Source organism: Thauera sp., assembly GCF_034003485.1.
Lineage (GTDB): Bacteria > Pseudomonadota > Gammaproteobacteria > Burkholderiales > Rhodocyclaceae > Thauera.
On the sequence record NZ_JAVEYL010000012.1, the window covers coordinates 63,838 to 82,595 of the forward strand.

Sequence of the window (18,758 nt, forward strand, 5' to 3'; positions counted from 1 at the left end):
GGATCGAATTCACGCCCGCCGCAACCGATCCGCGGGCATCCCACGCGTAGGCCGCGGTGTGCACTTGACGCACACCGCGCGGCAAGCGATGTTGCGCCGATGCTTACAGTGATCCGTACGCGCCTTGCCGCGATCGCACTTGCCGTCCTCACCTGTGCCGGCTTCATGCATGCCCATGCGGCCGCCCCCGGGCAGGCGCTGCGCATCGGCGTGCTCGCCTTCCTCGGCTCCGACGCTACCGTGGAAGAATGGTCGCCGGTGGTGCGCAGGCTGCAAGCCGCACTGCCCAGCTACGCCCCTGCCCTCATCCACCTGGACCACGACGGCCTGCGCGAAGCCGCGCGCCGCGGCGAACTGGACTTCATCATCACCAACCCTGGGCATTACATCGAGCTCGAGGCGGTACTCGGCGCCAGCCGCATCCTCACCCTGGACACGGGCGGCACGCGCGCGCCCGAGCGCGCCCTGGGCTCCGCGGTGATCGTGCCGCTTGCCAGCAGCCTGCACACCCTGGAAGACCTGCGTGGCCGCCGGCTCGCGATCGTCGGCCGTGGCGGATTCGGCGGCTACCAGGTGGCGTGGGGAGAGCTCGATGCGCTCGGCATCGACCCCGAGGCCGAGCTCGCCGAACTGCGCGAGGTCGGCTTCCCGATGGGCGGCGTGATCGATGCGCTCGACGCCGGGCTGGCCGATGCCGGCGTGATCCGCACTTGCCTGCTCGAGGACCAACCCGAGTGGGCGGCACGCTTCCGGGTGCTGTCGCCGCGCGCCGAGCCGGGTTTTCCGTGCGCGACGTCGACCCGGCTCTATCCGGACTGGCCGCTCGCCGCGCTGCGCCACACGCCACCCGAACTGTCGCGCATGGTCGCGATCGCGCTGCTCGGCATGCGCGCGGACCGCGACGGCATCGCGTGGACCGTGCCTGCCGACTACCAGTCGGTGCATGAACTCTTCCGCCGTCTCGAGATCGGTCCCTACGCCTACCTGCGCGGGCCCACGCTGATGGTGCTGGCCGAGCGCTACTGGCCCTGGGTGGGCGGCTTCGCGCTGCTGATCCTGAGCTGGATCCTGTACACCGTGCGTGTGGAATACCTCGTGCAGACCCGCACCGCCGCGCTGCGCGAGGCGCTCGCCGCGCGCGAGGCGATGGCGGCGCGCATGCGCGGCGCGCAGGAGCAGGCCGAGCACATGTCGCGCCTGTCGGTGCTCGGCGAGCTGTCAGGCACGCTCGCGCACGAGCTCAACCAGCCGCTGGCCGCGATCACCAACTACGCCAACAGCCTCACCCGCCGCGCCGACCACCAGCGCCTGACCGAGGCCGCGGTGCGCGAGGCCGCCAGCGAGATCACCGGCCAGGCCGAGCGCGCCGCCGGCATCCTCGGGCGCATCCGCAGCTTCGCCCGCAAACGCACCGCCAGCCGCGAGCGCGTGGCGCCGCGCGAGCTGGTCGACGAGGCCGTCACCCTGTTTCGCGGCATGCTCGCGCAGGCGCCGCCGGTCGCGGTCGACGACGCCCTGCCCGCCGGCACGCTGATCGACGCCGACCGCCTGCAGATCCAGCAGGTGCTGCTCAACCTGTTGAAGAACGCCTGGGACGCCAGCCGCGGCCTGCCGGCCGAGCGCCAGCGCATCGACATCCGGCTCGAGGCCGCGGCAGGCAACCTGCGCATCCTGGTCCGCGACTACGGCAGCGGGCTCGATCAGACCGCGCGCGCGCAGTTGTTCGAGTCCTTCTTCACCACCAAGGCCGACGGGCTCGGGCTCGGGCTGTCGATCTGCCGCAGCATCGCCGAGGCCCACGGTGGCCGGCTCACGGCGGCGGCTTGCGACGAGCCGTCCGACGCATCGCCCGCGGCACCTACCGGCTCACCTCCCGCCTCACCTCCCACCGCCGCACAGCACGTCGGCGCCGTTGGCGCGCTGTTCATCCTCAGCCTGCCGCTTGCGGCTTCCGCACAACGCCCGACGCCCACCGGCACGCCCACCGCATAAGAACTCGCCATGACCCCGACCGAAGACCTCCTGATCCACGTCATCGACGACGACGCCGCCTTTCGCCGCTCGCTGGTGTTCCTGCTCGAATCCATGGGCTGGGCGGTGGCCAGCCACGCCTCGGCCGAAGACTTCCTCGCCGCCACCCCCGAGCCCGCCGCCACCGCCTGCCTGGTGCTCGACATCCGCATGCCGATGATGAGCGGGCTGGAGCTGCAGCAGGTAATGCGCCAGCGCGGCTGGCAGGTGCCGATCGTGTTCATCACCGGCCACGGCGACGTCGAGCTCGCGGTGCAGGCGATGAAGCACGGCGCCTGCGACTTCCTGGAAAAGCCGTTCAAGGATCAGGCGCTGATCGACGCCGTCGGGCGCGCGGTGAAGCTCGGCTGCGCGGCGCGCGAGCAGAGGGCGCGCTGCACCGAGGCGCAGGCCCTGCTCGACCGCCTGTCGCCGCGCGAGCTGGAGGTCGCGCGCCGGGTGGCGCTCGGCCTGCCCAACAAGCTGGTCGGGCGCGAGCTCGACATCAGCGAAAAGACGGTGCATGTGCACCGTCATCACGTCATGGAAAAGACCGGGGTCGGCAGCGCCGCCGAGCTTGCACGCCTGATGCTGCGCGCGGACCCGGCGGCGCTGGACTGAAGGCGCGGCGGAGCGGGTAACTTGCGCCCCCGCTCCGCCGCACGGCCTCACACCCGCTCGAGCCGCGCCGGCAGGCCCTGGCGCACCGCGGTGCCGGACACCGAATCCACCCAGATGACCTTGTCGCCGCGCGTCGGGTCGGTGAGGCCGAGGTCGTTGAGGTTGATGCCGGCGCGCAGGTCGGGGCGATCGGGCTGCGTGTGATCGCCGATGCGGTGGGCGCGCGCCCCCAGTTCGCGGTGGCCGTAGCCGTGCTCGATCGCCATCACCCCCGGCATCACGCCCTCATGCACGATCACGGTGCACTCGGCCGCCCCGCCCGGGGTGCGGATGCGCGCGCTGTCGCCGGTCTTCAGCGCCAGCCTCTCGGCATCGGCCGGATGCACGATCACCGGGTTGTCCGGGTGCAGGCCGGTGATGCGGGTGGCGATGCTGTAGGAGTTCTGCAGCGCAGACTTGTAGCTCACCACCTGCAGCGGCCAGTCGGCCTCGGTGTGGATCTCGCGCATCGGCGTGCCGTCGAAGAAGGACGGCGGCATCCAGGTCGCGCAGCCGCTGCTGCGCTGGCCGGTCATGGTGTTGCGCGCGGTGCCGATGAGCTCGTTCCACACCCACAGCGGCTTGTTGAAGCGGTTGGTCTGCCACTCGGGGTGCTCGGCATCCTGCGCCTCGCCAGCGCCCTGGTAGCGCCCGCCGCGGGTGAAGATCATCGCCGCCTTGCGCCACTCCTCGGGCTTCAGCGTAGCCTCCATCAGCGGACGGATGCGCTCGACCCCGGTGAGTGCCATATCCTCGTCGGTGGCGTCACCCACCGGCGCCTTGCCAGCGAAGGCGATGTTGGCCGCGCCGCGCAGATACCAGTCTTCGGCGCGATCGAGCGGGTAGCGCTTGCCGTCCATGTCGGCGATCGCGTCGGCGCCGAAGCCGGGCAGGCCCATGGCCTTGGCGAGCGCGATGTAGAAGGTCTCCATGCCGATGCGCTGGCCATCGGCGGTGGTCGCTGCCTTGGGCTCCACCACCGGCCAGCGTGCGGTCGTGGCCTTGGTCGGGATGCCCGCCCACGGCGCCGGGAAGCCCCAGCTCTCGTACATGATCGAGTCGGGCACGATGTAGTCGGCGAAGGCATTGCTCTCGTTGATCAGCGGGTCGACCGCGATGATGAGCGGCAGCTTCGTCGGGTCCTTCAGCCCGTCCTCGATAAGCGGGCGGATGCCGGGGATGCCGTAGAGCGGGTTGCAGCTCCACAGCACCAGCGCCTTGAGCGTGTAGGGGTAGCCGCGCAGCGCGCCGGTGAACCACTCGGTGCCGAGGCCCGGCGCGTTGGGGAACCAGGCGTCGGTGGCCGGATAGGGCTTGCCCTCGGCCTGGCGGCGCTTGAACTCGCTCGAGCGCTCGTAGGGCACGTTGCGCCCGATCGGCGTGCCAGCGGGCTTGACCTGGCCGGGGAAACCGGCGAGGTCGTAGCGCGGGCCGGCGCCGTTGTCCTTGAAACCACCGCCATTGACGATGAAGCCACCCTTCCAGTTGAGGTTGCCGATCAGCGCGTTGAGCGTGACCACCGCATAGGCGTTACTGAAGCCGTTGCCGGCCATCATGCCGCCATGCGCCACCGCGCTCGCCTTGCGGCCGTGGCGGGTGAACGCCTCGGCCAGCCCGGCGATGACTGCTTCCGGAATACCGCAGGCGGCGGAATACTCCGCCAGCGCGAAGCGGCGCGCAGATTCGCGCAGCAGCTCGAAGGGCGTCTTCACCGTCACCGGCTTGCCGCCGAGCTCGATCACCCGCGTGGCTTCGAGCACGGCCGGCACCATTGCGGTCTCAGCCGCGACCAGTTCGCCGCTGGCGGTGGCGATCACATAGGGGTCGGCGTCCTTGTACCTGTCCTCGGCGGCAACCTCCATGCCGATATCCGAGCCACGCACGAAGCGGCCCTGGCGCGGATGCCCTTCCTCGGCGATCACCAGCCAGCCGGCGTTGGTGAAGGACGGCTCGCCGGCGGTTTGCGCGGCCTTGAGGTTGGGCCACGCGAGGTAGGCGGCATTGACCTTATCGTTGTCGAACATCCAGCGCATCATGCCCATCACCAGCGCGCCGTCGGTACCCGGGCGGATCGGCACCCAGCGCCCATGATCAGCGGCGGCAAGGTTGTTCGAATTGTTCAGCACCGGATCGACCACCACGTAGTCCAGCCGCCCCGCGGCGCGGCCCTTGGCGAGCTTGGAGCCGAAGATCTTGAACGGGTTGCCGGCGTTGCCCGGCGCGGTGCCGATGAAGAGCACGAACTCGGCGTTCGACAGATCGGGCTTGGCGTGCGGCATCTTCTTGAGATCACCGAACAGCGCGCCCGAGCCAGAGCGGTAGGCACCGCCACAGTACGAGCCATGACCGACGTGATTAAGCGTGCCGAAGGACTGGTTCCAGAAGCGGCGGCTGAAGTTTTCGCGGCCATCGTTGACGCTGGTGAGCACGCCCACCTGATTCACCCGCTTGCCGAGCTCGGGCGCCGCGGGGTCGATCGGGGTCTCGAGGTCGCGCAGCGCGGCCAGGCCCTCGACGTGGCCCTCGCCGAACAGGTCGCCGCCCTCCACCACCTCCTTCACCAGTTGCTCGAAGGAGATCGGCTGCCACTGGCCGGAATTGCGCGCACCGACGCGCTTCAGCGGGGTGAGCACGCGGAAGGGCGAGCTCATCTGATCCATGGCCGCGTTGCCGCGCCCGCAGGCGGTCGAGCGCCCGGCCAGGCCCTGGTCCTGGAAGCGCGACAGGGCGATCAGGCTCTCCTTCACCGACGCCTTCATCGGCAGGTGGGGCTCGGTCGACAGCGGGCTGTAGGGGTTGCCGACCACGCGGATGACCTGGCCGCTGGCCTTGTCCACCCGCACGCGCACGCCGCATTGCGTGGTGCAGCCCAGGCAGGCGGTGTAGCTGACCTGCTGGTTGGGGTTGGGGGTGAACTCGCCGGTCACCGGATCGACGCTGTATTCCGGTTCGGCCGAGCAGCCGTGGATGTGGCGGCCTTCGGCGATCTTCTTGTCCTCAGGACCGGTGAAGTTGGACACCATGCGGCCCAGGGTCTGCGAGAAGCCGGCGGCAAAGGCGGCCAGGCCACCGGCGGCGACGATTTCACGACGTTCGATTTTCATGATGTTTCTCCTTGGTCGCCCGCGCTCAGGCGGCAGCCTTGTCGGTGTTGCCGGCCGCGAGGCGGTCGAGCGGCAGCAAGGTGGTGATGAGGATGAAGAGGAAGACCCACAGCCCGGCGGTGCCGACGATGCCCATCAGGCCCTCGGGGCCGAGCGGCAGCGAATAGGTGTAGTAGCCGGCGCCGGTCTTGGGCACTTCCTGGCCGCCGATGAAGATGGACCAGCGCATCATCCACGCCGAGTGCAGCGCCAGCAGGCCGATCAGCAGGCCGGAGCCGGGCCACTTCCACGCCAGCACCAGGGTGAGCACGGTGGCAGCCACTGCCCACGCGGCGGAGAGCTGCCAGTTGGCCGAGGGGCCGACTTCGGCCAGGGCCTGGGCATGGACTGGCGAGATGCCGGAGACGCCGAGCGCCAGCCACAGCGCACCCACGGCCAGCGCCACAACCTGCGTCGCGGCCAGCACGCCGGCCATGCGGCGGTTGGCGGCCGCGTCACGCACGCTGAAACGGTTGAACAGCAAGGCCAGGCCGACCGCGCCGGCAAAGGCGGTGATGAAGAACTGCAGCGGCAGCAGCGGCGTGTTCCACAGCGGACGGGCCTGCACCACCGCGACCTCGGCCCCGGTGTAGAGCGCCACCAGCGCCGCGCCGACGAAGGCGAGCAGCGCCGCGGCCTTGAGCGCCCCACGGCTCTCGTGACCACCGTAGGCGAGCAGACCCGCCAGGCCGGCAAGCTTGCCACCGCTTTGCGCATGGCGCGCCAGGTCGGGGCGGAAGGCGAGCCAGGCATAAGTGAGCAGTCCGCCCAGATACACCGGGATGAAGAAGGCGCCCCACGACATCCACGAGGTGGGTGTGAAGTAGGCATAGAAGTGCCAGAAACGACCCGGCTGGTGCAGGTCGGCGAGCAGTGCCACCGGCGCAGCCAGTCCGCACACCAGCGCGCCGAGCAGGGCCAGGCGCGAGATGCCCGCCCAGCCCGGGCGGCGGAAGACGATGCCCGGCAGCGACAGCAGGTAGGCGCCGTAGGACAGGCCAATAAGGAAGAAGTACTGCACCGCCCACGGCAGCCACGCGACTTCGCGCGCGACATTGATGGTTTCGACGATGTTCGGGTTCATGATGGATCTCCTCGCGTGCGGTTCAGGCGTGCGGCAGGTTGCGGGGCTTCCACAGCGTGCCCTGACCCTCGACCTTGCCGGTGAAGCGCTCGTCGAGGCCGATGTAGAACACCCGCGGTGCAGTCTCGAGCTCGGGCTTGAGCACCTTGAGCTGCGGCTGCGCCTCCTTCAGGCGGCGGGCGAGTTCGCCCTCAGGATCGTTGATGTCGCCGAAGATGCGCGCGCCGCCGACGCAGGTCTCGACGCAGGCGGGCAACAGGCCGGCATCCACGCGGTGGGCGCAGAAGGTGCACTTGTCGGCCTTGTTGGTCTCGTGGTTGATGAAGCGCGCGTCGTAGGGGCAGGCCTGCACGCAGTAGGCGCAGCCCACGCAGCGGTCGCCATCGACCGCGACGATGCCGTCCTCGCGCTTGTAGGTGGCGCTCACCGGGCACACCGGGATGCACGGCGGGTTGTCGCAGTGGTTGCACAGGCGCGGCAGCACGTAGGTGCCGGCGGGCTGGGCGCTGTCGGTGAGCTTGACGCTGTAGGTCGACACCACGGTGCGGAAGCTGCCCTCGGGCACGGCGTTTTCCTGGATGCAGGACACGGTGCAGGCCTGGCAGCCGATGCACTTGCGTACGTCGATCAGCATCGCCCACTGCTGCTTGCCGGTGGCGGCGATCGCCGGCATCGGCGCCATCACCGCCGCGGCGGTCACGACCGGCACGCCGCGCAGGAAGTTGCGCCGCGAGGCCGATGCCGGCGCCGATGCGGCGCAGGCGGCGGAATCGGGGGATTGGAAAGCCTTGTTCATTGCGGTACTCCACGGGCCATTGGCGTGGAAGCCACTCTAGGCTTTCGATACCCATAGAAAAATTGGGGAGATGAGGCAGGGCACTAGATGGTTTTACCTATTGCGTGAATGCCACTCCGGCCAGGGAACGCCCATCCGCGCGGGCAGGCAGGGCCGTGGAAGGAGGCTTGCCCGCGAAAGCAACGGGGGCATAATCGACACTTCCCGATCGACAGGAAGCGATTCGATGCAGCAGGCGCACGACCACGACCATGACGACACCGCCGCGCACGGACATGAGCATGGCCAGCAGCGCCATGCGCACCCTCCTCACGATCATGCCCCCCACGATAACCACCACCACGACCATTCCGCCAGCCGCTTCCTGCCGCTGGCGCTCGCGCTCACCCTCGGCTTCGCCGCGGTCGAGGCGGTCGCTGGCTGGTGGTCGGGCTCGCTTGCGCTGCTCGGCGATGCCGGCCACATGCTCACCGACGCCATGTCGCTCGGCCTGGCCGCGATCGCCGCCCGGGTCGCGCAGCGCGCCCCGAGCAATCGCCACTCCTGGGGCCTGCGTCGGGTCGAGGCACTGGCGGCATTCGTCAACAGCCTGTTCATGCTCGCCGTGGTCGGCGGCCTGGTGTGGCACGCGGTCGAGCGCCTGATCAATCCGCGCGAAGTCGCCGGCGAGGCGGTGATCCTGGTCGCGCTCGGCGGGCTGGTACTGAACATCGTCGTCGCCTGGCTGCTCACCCGCGGCGAAGGCGACCTCAACACCCGCGGCGCCCTGCTGCACGTGATCGGCGATCTGCTCGGCTCGGTCGCGGCGCTCGCCTCGGGCATCGTCATCCTCTATACCGGATGGACGCCGATCGACCCGATGCTGACCATGCTGATCTGCGGGCTGATCCTGTTCTCCACGCTGTCGCTGCTGCGCCGCGTGGTGCATACCCTGCTCGAGGGCGTGCCCGATGGCCTGTCGCTGCCCGAGGTCGGGCGCGCGATGGCGACCGTCGACGGCGTACGCTCGGTGCACGACCTGCACATCTGGAGCCTCGATTCGCGCGGCACCGCGCTCTCGGCTCATGTCGTGCTGGCCCAGGCATCACGCTGGCCGGCCGTCCTGGAAGCCGAGCGCCAGTTGTTGCAGACCCGCTTCGGCATCGAACACGCCACCCTGCAGCCCGAACTGCCACCCGCCCAGCCCCTGGTTTTCAGCCCACGCGGCGCGCGCCAGACGCCCCCGAACCCCAGCCCGGGCCAGGCACCGAACCCCTGATCCGCTCAAGCCTCAAAGGAAGTCGCCATGCATTCCGCCCAGGAACTCGTCAGCCAGATCGAGATGCTGACCTCGCTGCCCGATGTCTACGAGCGCGTCCGGGAACAGGTCGATTCCCCCGACGGCTCGATCGCCGAGGTTGCACGCCTGGTCGGCGCCGACCCTGCGCTGAGCGCGCGCCTGCTGCGCCTGGTCAACAGCGCGCTGTACGGCCCGCGCGGGCGCATCGATGACGTGCTGCGCGCCGTCACCCTGCTCGGCCTGCATCAGGTGCACGACCTCGTGCTGGCAATGTCGCTGCAGGCGACCTTCGCCGGCATCCGGCCGGCACGGCTCGACATGCAGCGTTTCTGGCGCAGCAGCCTGCTCACCGGCCTGGCGGCGCGTGCCGCGGCACAGACGGCCGCGCAGCCGATGGGCGAGCGCATGTTCGTGATCGGCGTGCTGTCGGACATCGGCCACCTCGTGCTCTACCAGACGGTGCCCGAGCTCGCGGCGATGGCGCAGCGCGAAGCCGAGGCCGGCAAGGACGCGCTCGAAGCAGCCGAGCGCCGCATCGTCGGCTGCGACTTCGCCGAAGTGGGCGCCGCGCTGATGGATCGCTGGCAACTGCCGGACCGCTTCGCCGGCGCAATTGGCACCCAGATGCTGCCCCGCCTGGGCGGCGCCTTCGCCCCCGACGCCGCCGCGCTGCACCTGGCGCGCCGGATCGCCGAGGCCGACACGAAGGGCGAGGCAAGCACGTCTGCGGCCACGGCCGTCGCCGCAGACGTGTGGCCGCTGATCGGGCTGGACCCCGAACAGCTGGGCGCGATCCGCGAGGAGGCCGAATTGAACCTCGCCGCGTATCTGGCGCTGTTCTTCCCGCGCTGAAATCGCCCTGGCCGCGCACGCAAACCCGCGTAAACACAGGGATTCCTGCCAGGATCAGGGTGCAAATAGCTACTAGATGTAGTGCATCAAAAATCTTTAAGATACAAACAAAAACAACAAGCCATTGTTTTTAAACGATTTAATTTTTTTGCGCATTCGCAGCTTCCGCGCTATTCTTCAGTCCGTTCCATGAACCACAACGGATGAAGAAAAAGACCATGAGCGAGACCTCCAGCGCGTCCACCGCCGCACCCAGCAGTGCGCCCTCCCAAGGCACCGTAAAACCCACCGCCGCCAACCTGCCGATGCAGGAGATCTCGGGCGAGGTCCTGGTTGAAAAGTACGCCAAGGGCGATGAGCAGACCGTCGCCGAAGTGCGCCGTCGCGTCGCCCGCGCGCTGGCCGCGATCGAATCCGAAGACAAGCGCGCGCACTGGGAGTCGAAGTTCCTCGAGGCGCAGGAAAAGGGCTTCGTGCCCGCCGGCCGCATCAACAGCGCCGCCGGCACCACGCTCGCTGCCACGCTCATCAACTGCTTCGTGCAGCCGGTCGGCGACTCGGTGACCGAGGCGGTCGATGGCCGCCCCGGCATCTACACCGCGCTCGCCCAAGCCGCCGAGACCATGCGCCGCGGCGGCGGCGTCGGCTACGACTTCTCCTCGATCCGCCCCAAGGGCGCGCTGGTCAAGGGCACGGCCTCCAACGCCTCCGGCCCGGTGTCGTACATGCGTGTGTTCGACCGCTCGTGCGAGACGGTGGAATCGGCCGGCGCCCGCCGCGGCGCGCAGATGGGCGTGCTGCGCTGCGACCATCCGGACATCGAGGAATTCATCCACGCCAAGGACCACGGCGACCTCACCAACTTCAACATCTCGGTCGGCGTCACCGACCCCTTCATGCAAGCTGTCGAGGCCGACGGCTTCGTCGAACTCGCGCACAAGGCCGAGCCCACCGAAGAACTGAAGCAGGCCGGCGCCTACCAGCGTGAGGACGGCATGTGGGTGTACCGCAAGGTGCGCGCGCGCGACCTGTGGGACCAGGTCATGCGCTCGACCTACGACCACGCCGAACCGGGCATCCTGTTCCTGGATCGCATGAACCAGGACAACAACCTGTACTACTGCGAGACCATCGAGGCCACCAACCCCTGCGCCGAACAGCCGCTGCCGCCCTACGGCTGCTGCTGCCTGGGCTCGATCAACCTTACGCCCTTCGTCAGGAACCCGTTCAGCGACAAGGCCGAGTTCGACTACGCCGGCTTCGGCAAGGTGGTCGACGTCTCGATCCGCATGCTCGACAACGTGCTCGAGGCCACCCACTGGCCGCTCGCGCAGCAGCACGCCGAAGCGCAATCCAAGCGCCGCGTGGGCCTGGGCTTCACCGGCCTGGGTGATGCACTGATCATGCTCGGCAAGCGCTACGACACGCCCGAGGCGCGCGAAGAAGGCCGCAAGATCTCCGAGTTCATGCGCAACCGCGCCTACCTGGCCTCGTCCGATCTGGCCAAGGAACGCGGCGCCTTCCCGCTGTTCAACGCCGACATGTACCTGTCGGGCGGCAACTTCGCCTCGCGCCTGCCGGCCGACGTGAAGGACAAGATCCGCAAGCAGGGCATCCGCAACTCGCACCTGCTGTCGATCGCGCCCACCGGCACCATCAGCCTGGCCTTTGCCGACAACGCCTCCAACGGCATCGAGCCGCCGTTCTCCTATACGTACACCCGGCGCAAGCGCATGGCCGACGGCACCTTCAAGGAGTACGCGGTCGAGGACTACGCGTGGCGCCTGTACAAGCACCTCGGCGGCAACGTCGACGCGCTGCCGCAATCCTTCGTCACCGCGCTGGAGATCTCCGCGCAGGCGCACAAGGACATGGTCGCCGCGGTCGCCCCGTACATCGACACGTCCATCTCCAAGACGGTGAACGTGCCCGAGGACTACCCCTACGCCGAGTTCGAGGACCTCTACCTCACCGCCTGGAAGGACGGCCTCAAGGGCCTGGCCACCTATCGCCCCAACGCCGTGCTGGGTTCGGTGCTGTCGGTCACCCCGACCGCCGAGCAGAAGCAGCCGCACGACGTCGAGATCGTCGATGCCAACAAGCGCCTGTCGATCAAGAGCCTGCCCGCCCCGGTGCTCGCCAGCCTGCGCTGGCCCGGCCGCCCCGAGATGCCCGACGGCAACATGGCCTGGACCTACATGCTCAGCACCCCGACCGGCGACTTCGCACTCTTCGTCGGCCAAGTCGGCAACAACGGCGGCAGCTTCCCGTTCGAGGTGTGGGTCAATGGCGCCGACCAGCCGCGCGGCCTGGGTGCCGTGGCCAAGACCCTGTCGATGGACATGCGCGCCAACGACCGCGCCTGGCTCAAGCTGAAGCTCGACACCCTGGCACGCAACCTCGGTGAAAAGGCCTTCGAGATGCCGCTTCCGCCCCACGGCGAGAAGAAGCTCATGCCCGGCACCGTGTCCGCCTTCGCCCAGGTCGTGCGCTACCGCTGCGAAAAGCTCGGCGTGTTCGACAAGGAAGACGAGCACAACCCGGTGCTGGACACGCTGTTCAGCCTGGAAGAGCCCAAGACCGGCACCGACGGCACGCTGTCGTGGACGGTGGACATCTACAACCCGGCCACCGGCGAAGACTTCGTGCTCGGCTTGAAGGAAATCACCCTGCCGCCGCAGGACGACTACGCCGCGGGCGTCACCCGCCCGTATTCGGTGTGGCTGTCGGGCAACTACCCGCGCGCGCTGGACGGCCTCACCCGTATCCTGTCGCTCGACATGCGCGTCATGGACCCGGCCTGGATCGGCATGAAGCTGCGCAAACTGCTCGACTACCCCGAGCCGCTCGGCGACTTCATGGCCTTCGTCCCCGGCACCCGCCGCCAGCAGAACTGGCCGAGCACGGTGGCCTACCTCGCCCAGCTCATCATCCACCGCTATGCCATGCTCGGCGTGCTCGACGAAAAGGGCTACCCGACGCGCGAGATGGGCATCCTCGAGTCGCCGCGCGACGACAGCGAGCCCAAGCTGATGCAGGGCGCGCTGTGCACCGAGTGCGGCAACCACACCGTGATCCGCAAGGACGGCTGCGACTTCTGCACCGCCTGCGGCGCGGTGGGGACCTGCGGCTGAGGACCGAGCCGCACCGGGACCGTTGTTCGATGAAGTAAAAGGACGGGCAGCTCGAGAGGCTTGCCCGTCCTTTTCACATTCCGGCTCCGGGGCCACGCACAAGGGCAAACGGTTTGCAGGACGCAACCCGGTGCCGGAACAGGCGCGGTATCTTTGCCCCTATAATTCGACGCATCAATTCGCCCCAATGCACCCTCCGGCCCCGACTCACGACGCGTGCGAGATCGCCCCATGCCCACCTGCCCCCGCTGCGACGGCACCGACTGTCGTGAGTCGCCCTGGCGCTCCGAAGACGAAAAACGCGAGCACAAGGGTGAAATCGCCTGGCGCTGCATGTCTTGCGTGCATCGCTTCTTTGGCCCTGCGCCGAGGAGCGTGCTGTTCCACAACCCGATCGTCGCGGCCGTGGGGGGTTCGACCCTGATCCTGACGATCGTGGTGATTGCAATCGTGTGGATCTGGAAGAGCTGACGGGGCGCAAGCAGATGAGCACACCCACCCAGACCGCCTGCACCGCCTGCGGATCGACCGATACGCGGCTTTCGCGCTGGCGCTCGCACGACGAGCGCATCGGCAACCCCGGCCTGCACCCCTATCGCTGCGGCCAATGCGGACACCGCTTCCTGGCACGCGCGAGCACACGGGCCGGCCGGCGCAAGTGGCCGCTGGTGGTTGCCGGTGGTGCGGCGTTACTCGTGCTCGGAATCGTCGGGGCGACGCTGTTCGTGGTGGCGGGCGACGAGCAGGCGCTCGACGAAGCCGAACGCATCGCGGCCGTGGCGCCGACCCTCGAGGCAGCTCGCCAGGGCGACCACGAAGCCCAGTTCCGGCTCGCGCGCGCCGCGCTGCTCGACCCCGAGCGCGGCAAGGAAGCCACCCGGGAAGCGGTCGACTGGCTCAGGCGCGCGGCCGAAGGCGGCCACACCGGCGCCATGATCCACCTGGGCAAGCTTTACAAGAGCGGCGTGGGTACGCCGCAGAACTACGATCTTGCCGCGCACTGGCTGGGCAACGCAGCGCGGGCGGGCGACGCCGAGGGGATGGTGGAGTTCGGCCGCCTGCACCGCAGCGGCGTCGGCGTCGAACAGGACTCGGTGCAGGCTTACGTCTGGTTCAACCGCGCCGCAGCGGCGCTGAACATGGATGGTGTGCAGGAACGCGACAGCGTTGCGATCAAGCTCGCGCCCGAGGACCTGAAGCGCGCGCAGGCGCTATCGCTCGAAGGCGAAGCAGCGCCTCAGGAAGACGGCGCTGCGGCCATGACGCTGAAGGCATCCGCCGCACCGGCAAAGGGCCCGGGGCGCGGCGAATAGGAAAATCAATCAGGACTCAGCGCACCGCATCCATCTTGCCGGCAAACACCCAGCCCTGATCCACCACGTAATTGAAGACGAAGCCGGACGGCTCGTCGATGAACAGGCTGACCGGCTGGCCGGCATCGGCGACCGTGGCAGCGGTGGGCGCATCGACCTGGCGGCCGGCGAAGGTCCAGCCCTGCTCGGGCAGATAGACGAAGCGGCCGCCGGTGGGCTGGTCGAGCATCACCGCCAGCGGACGCGCTGCGGCGGCACGAACGACCTGATCGGCGGGCGAAGCCAGCGCAAGCTGGATGGGGCCTTGCGGCTGAGCATGCGCGGCGGGCATTGCACCGGCAAAGGAGACGGCCGCGAGAGCGGCGAGGGAAAGTGCACGAGCGGTGGTGATGGAAGTCATGGTGTCAGTCCTTGAAAAAGCGTTCGGTGGAGGTTCGTGCGCCGAACGGGGCGCAGCGGTTTTCCTGGTGGCGGTCGCGGACGATTCCGGCGACAGGCGCACCGCAGCAAATATGCTGCACCGCAACATCAACAAACGAAGTTTAGCAGGATTCCCTAGAACGTCCATTCGAACATTCGGATCCATCACATAAACTCAGCTAATCAACCCGGTTCATCCCGCGCCCGCGTACTGCGGTTTCTGCGGCTTGCCTCGAGCGCATTCCGGCGCGTATCTTGCGGCCGTGCCTGCCGCCGCACGCGCGATTGCCAACCGATCATTCCCCCGCTCACTTTTCCGCCCACGCTCCCCCCCACGCCATGACCGGACGCCCCACCCACGGCACGCTCCCCGCTGGTACGCCTCGTCTGGTGTTGAAGGGCATCAGCAAGGTCTATCCGACCGTGGTCGCCAACGACCAGGTGGACCTGACGGTGCAGCCGGGCGAGATCCGCGCCATCCTGGGCGAGAACGGCGCTGGCAAATCGACGCTGATGAAGATCATCTACGGCGTCACCCGCCCGAGCGCCGGGCAGATCTTCTGGGAAGGCGAGGAAGTGCAGGTCGACAACCCGGCGCATGCGCGCAGCTTGGGTATCGGCATGGTGTTCCAGCACTTCTCGTTGTTCGAGACGCTCACCGTGGTCGAGAACGTGGCGCTGGCCCTGCCCGGCAAGCCGGCGCTGGACGACCTGGCACAGCGCATCACCGAGGTGTCGGAGCGCTACGGCCTGCCGGTCGATCCGCGCCGCCACATCCACGCGCTGTCGGTGGGCGAGCGCCAGCGCGTCGAGATCATCCGCTGCCTGCTGCAGAACCCGCGCCTGTTGATCATGGACGAGCCGACCTCGGTGCTGACCCCGCAGGCGGTGCGCAAGCTGTTCGAGACCCTGCGCCAGCTCGCAGCCGAGGGCTGCGCCATCCTCTACATCAGCCACAAGCTCGACGAGATCCAGGCGCTGTGCCACACCGCCACCGTGCTGCGCGGCGGCAAGGTCACCGGCGAGTGCATCCCCGCGCAGGAAACCCCGCAATCGATGGCGCGGCTGATGATCGGCAAGGACCTGCCGCACTGCGAGCACGGCGCGGCCAGGGCGGACGGCGAGCTGCGCCTGCGCCTGGCGGGCCTGTCGCATGCGTCGGACGACCCCTTCGGCACCGACCTCAAGGACATCCACCTCGACGTGCGCGCCGGCGAGATCGTCGGCATCGCCGGCGTGTCGGGCAACGGCCAGCAGGAGCTGCTGCGCGTCATCTCCGGCGAAGAGCCGCTGAGCGAGAAATTCCCGGTGCAGATCTGCGGCGTCGAGGCCGGCCGGCTGGCGCCGGGGCAGCGCCGCAAGCTCGGCCTCGCCTTCGTGCCGGAAGAGCGCCTGGGCCGCGGCGCGGTGCCGGGCATGTCGCTGGCCGACAACGCCTTGCTGACCGCCGCCCACAGCCAGGGCCTGCTCGCCGGCGGTTTCCTGCGCTTCCGGCGCGCGCGCGATTTCGCCCAGCGCTGCATCGAGGCCTTCAACGTCAAGAGCGGCGGCCCCGATGCGGCGGCCAAGTCGCTGTCGGGCGGTAACCTGCAGAAGTTCATCGTCGGCCGCGAGATCCTGCAGGCGCCCAGGCTGCTGGTGTGCGCCCAGCCGACCTGGGGCGTGGACGTCGGCGCCGCCGCCTTCATCCGCCAGGCGCTGATCGACCTGCGCGACCGCGGCTGCGCGGTGCTGGTGATCTCGGAAGAGCTCGACGAGCTGTTCGAGGTCTGCGACCGCATCGCCGTCATCGCCAAGGGCCGGCTGTCGCCCACCCGCGCCGCGTCCGAGACCACGGTCGAAGACATCGGCGTGTGGATGAGCGGCATGTGGCCGGGCGCCGAGCTCGCGCCCTCCGACCAAGCCCACCCGCTGCCCACCCGCGCGGAGCCCCTGAATGCTTGAACTCGAAGCCCGCGCCGAACCCTCGCGGTTGATGTCCTGGGCCTCGCCGCTGCTTGCGGTGGTGCTGATGCTGGCCGGCGGCATGCTGGTGTTTTCCGCGCTCGGCAAGGACCCGGTCGAAGGCTTTCGCGTCTTCTTCCTCAATCCGGTCAAGGATCTTTACAGCATCTCCGAGCTGCTGTTGAAGGCCACGCCGCTGATGCTGTGCGCGATCGGCCTGGCGATCGGCTTTCGCGCCAACGTGTGGAACATCGGCGCCGAAGGCCAGTTCATGCTCGGCGCGGTGGCGGCCACCGGCGTCGCGCTGTATTTCGACGGCTCCGACAGCCGCCTGCTGCTGCCGGCGATGATCGTGGCCGGCGCGGCGGGCGGCGCGGCGTGGGCGGCGATCCCGGCGCTGTTGCGCACGCGCTTCAACGCCAACGAGATCCTGGTGTCGCTGATGCTGGTGTATGTGGCGCAGTTGTTCGTGTCGTGGCTGGTGTTCGGGCCGTGGAAGGACCCGGACGGCTTCAACTTCCCGCAGACGCGGATGTTCGGCGACGCCGCGCTGATGCCGGTGCTGCTCGAGGGCACGCGCCTGCATCTGGGCTTTGCGCTGGCGATCGCGCTGCTGGTGGCGGGCTACGCGTTCATGAACCGCAGCTTTGCGGGCTTTCGCATGCGGGTGGCGGGCGAGGCGCCGGACGCCGCACGCTACGCCGGCTTCTCGGCCACGCGCATGATCTGGATCGGCCTGCTGCTCGGGGGCGCGGCGGCGGGGCTGGCGGGCATGGGCGAGGTCGCCGGGCCGATGGGCCAGCTCACCGACAAGGTCGGCAGCGGCTACGGCTTCGCGGCGATCATCGTCGCCTTCGTCGGCCGGCTCAACGCCTTCGGCATCCTGCTCGCCAGCCTGCTGATGGCGCTGCTCTACATCGGCGGCGAACAGGCGCAGCAGTACCTCAACCTGCCGAGCTCGATCTCGATGGTGTTCCAGGGCATGTTGCTGTTCTTCCTGCTCGGCTCGGACGTGTTCATCCACTACCGCCTGCGCCTGCGCCGCCGCGCGATGGCTGGCAACTGAGGGACGGCCATGGACGCGAGCCTGTTCACCTCGATCCTGTTCGCCACCGTGGTGGCGGGGACACCGCTGATCATCGTCGCACTCGGCCTGCTGGTGAGCGAGAAGGCCGGCGTGCTCAACCTGGGCGCAGAGGGCATGATGGCCATGGGCGCGGTCGCCGCCTTCGCCGTCACCCACGAGAGCGGCAACCCCTGGCTGGGCGTGGCGGCCGGCATGGGCGCGGGCATGGCGATGGCCTTGCTGTTCGGCGTGCTGACGCTCACCCTGATGGCCAACCAGGTGGCCTCGGGCCTGGCCCTGGCGATCTTCGGCGTCGGCCTTGCGGCCTTCGTCGGCAAGCCCTACGAGGCGGTGGCGCTGCAGGCGGTGCCGCCGATCCGCATCCCCTTCATCGCCGACATTCCGCTGATCGGCGAGGCGCTCTACAACCAGCAGGCGCTGGTGTATTTCTCGTGGGCGCTGTTCTGGGGGCTGCTGTGGTTCCTGCATCGCAGCCGCGCCGGGCTGGTGCTGCGCGCGGTGGGCGAATCCCCCGCGTCGGCGCATGCGATCGGCTACCCGGTGATCCGCATCCGCTACCTGGCGGTGCTGTTCGGCGGTGCCATGGCCGGCATCGGCGGCGCCTTCCTGTCGGTGTTCTACACGCCGATGTGGGCCGAAGGCCTGGTCGCCGGCCGCGGCTGGATCGCGCTTGCGCTGGTGGTGTTCGCCACCTGGCGGCCGCTGCGGGTGATGGTGGGGGCGTATCTGTTCGGCGGGGTGATGATCACGCAGCTGTTCATCCAGGGCTCCGGCCTGCAGATCGACTTCCCGTCGCAGCTGCTGTCGTCCCTGCCCTACTGGGCGACCATCGTGGTGCTGGTGGCGATCTCGCGCAACGCCAACACCATCCGGCTCAACTCGCCGGTGTCGCTGGGCAAGCCGTATCGGCCGGACGCCTGAGCACGGGGCGGCCCGCTTGCGAGCGGCGCTCAAAGAATATCGTGCAGCCTGCGTGACTTCCTTAGCTTGGGGCGCTCGATCGCGTACGCTAAGCTGCGCGGATTGCCGATCTCGG

General features: G+C 68.8%; 15 protein-coding genes. 11 read left to right on the forward strand and 4 right to left on the reverse strand.

The window, feature by feature from the left end; translation table 11 throughout:
• Positions 1 to 99: 99 nt before the first annotated feature.
• Positions 100 to 1,992: a PhnD/SsuA/transferrin family substrate-binding protein gene (locus tag RBT54_RS08735; protein WP_320366218.1), complete on the forward strand. Its 1,893-nt coding sequence runs from the start codon at positions 100 to 102 to the stop codon at positions 1,990 to 1,992.
• Between the two features lie 9 nt (positions 1,993 to 2,001).
• Positions 2,002 to 2,631 carry a response regulator transcription factor gene (locus RBT54_RS08740; RefSeq protein WP_320366220.1) on the forward strand — a complete coding sequence of 210 codons (630 nt, stop codon included), beginning with the start codon at positions 2,002 to 2,004 and terminating at the stop codon, positions 2,629 to 2,631.
• A gap of 47 nt (positions 2,632 to 2,678) precedes the next feature.
• Here RBT54_RS08740 and RBT54_RS08745 read toward each other — a convergent pair whose 3' ends face one another.
• Genes RBT54_RS08745 through dsrO form a run of 3 tightly spaced genes read right to left on the reverse strand, consistent with a single transcriptional unit; the run spans position 2,679 to position 7,693 of the window.
• A complete protein-coding gene (locus RBT54_RS08745) occupies positions 2,679 to 5,774 on the reverse strand; it encodes a molybdopterin dinucleotide binding domain-containing protein (RefSeq protein WP_320366223.1) in 3,096 nt (1,031 codons plus the stop codon).
• A 25-nt stretch (positions 5,775 to 5,799) separates the two neighbouring features.
• Positions 5,800 to 6,897 carry an NrfD/PsrC family molybdoenzyme membrane anchor subunit gene (nrfD, locus tag RBT54_RS08750; RefSeq protein WP_320366225.1) on the reverse strand — a complete coding sequence of 366 codons (1,098 nt, stop codon included), beginning with the start codon at positions 6,895 to 6,897 and terminating at the stop codon, positions 5,800 to 5,802.
• Positions 6,898 to 6,919: 22 nt separating this feature from the next.
• Positions 6,920 to 7,693, reverse strand: coding sequence for a sulfate reduction electron transfer complex DsrMKJOP subunit DsrO (gene dsrO, locus RBT54_RS08755; protein WP_320366227.1), 774 nt, complete (start codon positions 7,691 to 7,693; stop codon positions 6,920 to 6,922).
• A 226-nt stretch (positions 7,694 to 7,919) separates the two neighbouring features.
• On the opposite strand from dsrO, the gene RBT54_RS08760 reads away from it, so the two are divergent.
• From RBT54_RS08760 to RBT54_RS08780, 5 genes are all read left to right on the forward strand, one after another.
• Positions 7,920 to 8,951 (forward strand): cation diffusion facilitator family transporter, encoded by a 1,032-nt coding sequence (locus tag RBT54_RS08760; RefSeq protein WP_320366229.1) that lies wholly within the window; start codon positions 7,920 to 7,922, stop codon positions 8,949 to 8,951.
• A 27-nt stretch (positions 8,952 to 8,978) separates the two neighbouring features.
• Positions 8,979 to 9,824, forward strand: coding sequence for an HDOD domain-containing protein (locus RBT54_RS08765; protein ID WP_320366231.1), 846 nt, complete (start codon positions 8,979 to 8,981; stop codon positions 9,822 to 9,824).
• Between the two features lie 218 nt (positions 9,825 to 10,042).
• Positions 10,043 to 12,958 (forward strand): adenosylcobalamin-dependent ribonucleoside-diphosphate reductase, encoded by a 2,916-nt coding sequence (locus tag RBT54_RS08770; protein ID WP_320366323.1) that lies wholly within the window; start codon positions 10,043 to 10,045, stop codon positions 12,956 to 12,958.
• Positions 12,959 to 13,189: 231 nt separating this feature from the next.
• A complete protein-coding gene (locus RBT54_RS08775) occupies positions 13,190 to 13,429 on the forward strand; it encodes a hypothetical protein (protein WP_320366233.1) in 240 nt (79 codons plus the stop codon).
• A 14-nt stretch (positions 13,430 to 13,443) separates the two neighbouring features.
• Positions 13,444 to 14,271, forward strand: a complete 828-nt coding sequence (locus tag RBT54_RS08780) for a tetratricopeptide repeat protein (protein ID WP_320366235.1) — start codon at positions 13,444 to 13,446, stop codon at positions 14,269 to 14,271.
• Between the two features lie 16 nt (positions 14,272 to 14,287).
• Here the strand turns inward: RBT54_RS08780 and RBT54_RS08785 are convergent, their stop codons facing one another.
• Positions 14,288 to 14,671, reverse strand: a complete 384-nt coding sequence (locus RBT54_RS08785; RefSeq protein ID WP_320366237.1) for a hypothetical protein — start codon at positions 14,669 to 14,671, stop codon at positions 14,288 to 14,290.
• Between RBT54_RS08785 and RBT54_RS08790 the strand changes: the two genes are divergently transcribed.
• From RBT54_RS08790 to RBT54_RS08805, 4 genes are all read left to right on the forward strand, one after another.
• A complete protein-coding gene (locus RBT54_RS08790; RefSeq protein ID WP_320366239.1) occupies positions 14,661 to 14,864 on the forward strand; it encodes a hypothetical protein in 204 nt (67 codons plus the stop codon). The genes RBT54_RS08785 and RBT54_RS08790 overlap by 11 nt on opposite strands.
• 166 nt (positions 14,865 to 15,030) lie before the next feature.
• On the forward strand, positions 15,031 to 16,635 hold the full coding sequence (locus tag RBT54_RS08795) for an ABC transporter ATP-binding protein (protein WP_320366241.1): 1,605 nt from the start codon (positions 15,031 to 15,033) through the stop codon (positions 16,633 to 16,635).
• Positions 16,628 to 17,701: an ABC transporter permease gene (locus RBT54_RS08800; RefSeq protein ID WP_320366243.1), complete on the forward strand. Its 1,074-nt coding sequence runs from the start codon at positions 16,628 to 16,630 to the stop codon at positions 17,699 to 17,701. The genes RBT54_RS08795 and RBT54_RS08800 overlap by 8 nt, the downstream gene beginning before the upstream one ends.
• Positions 17,702 to 17,710: 9 nt before the next feature.
• The gene (locus RBT54_RS08805) at positions 17,711 to 18,643 is read left to right on the forward strand and encodes an ABC transporter permease (RefSeq protein WP_320366245.1); all 933 of its coding nucleotides are present in this window, start codon (positions 17,711 to 17,713) and stop codon (positions 18,641 to 18,643) included.
• Positions 18,644 to 18,758: the final 115 nt, after the last annotated feature.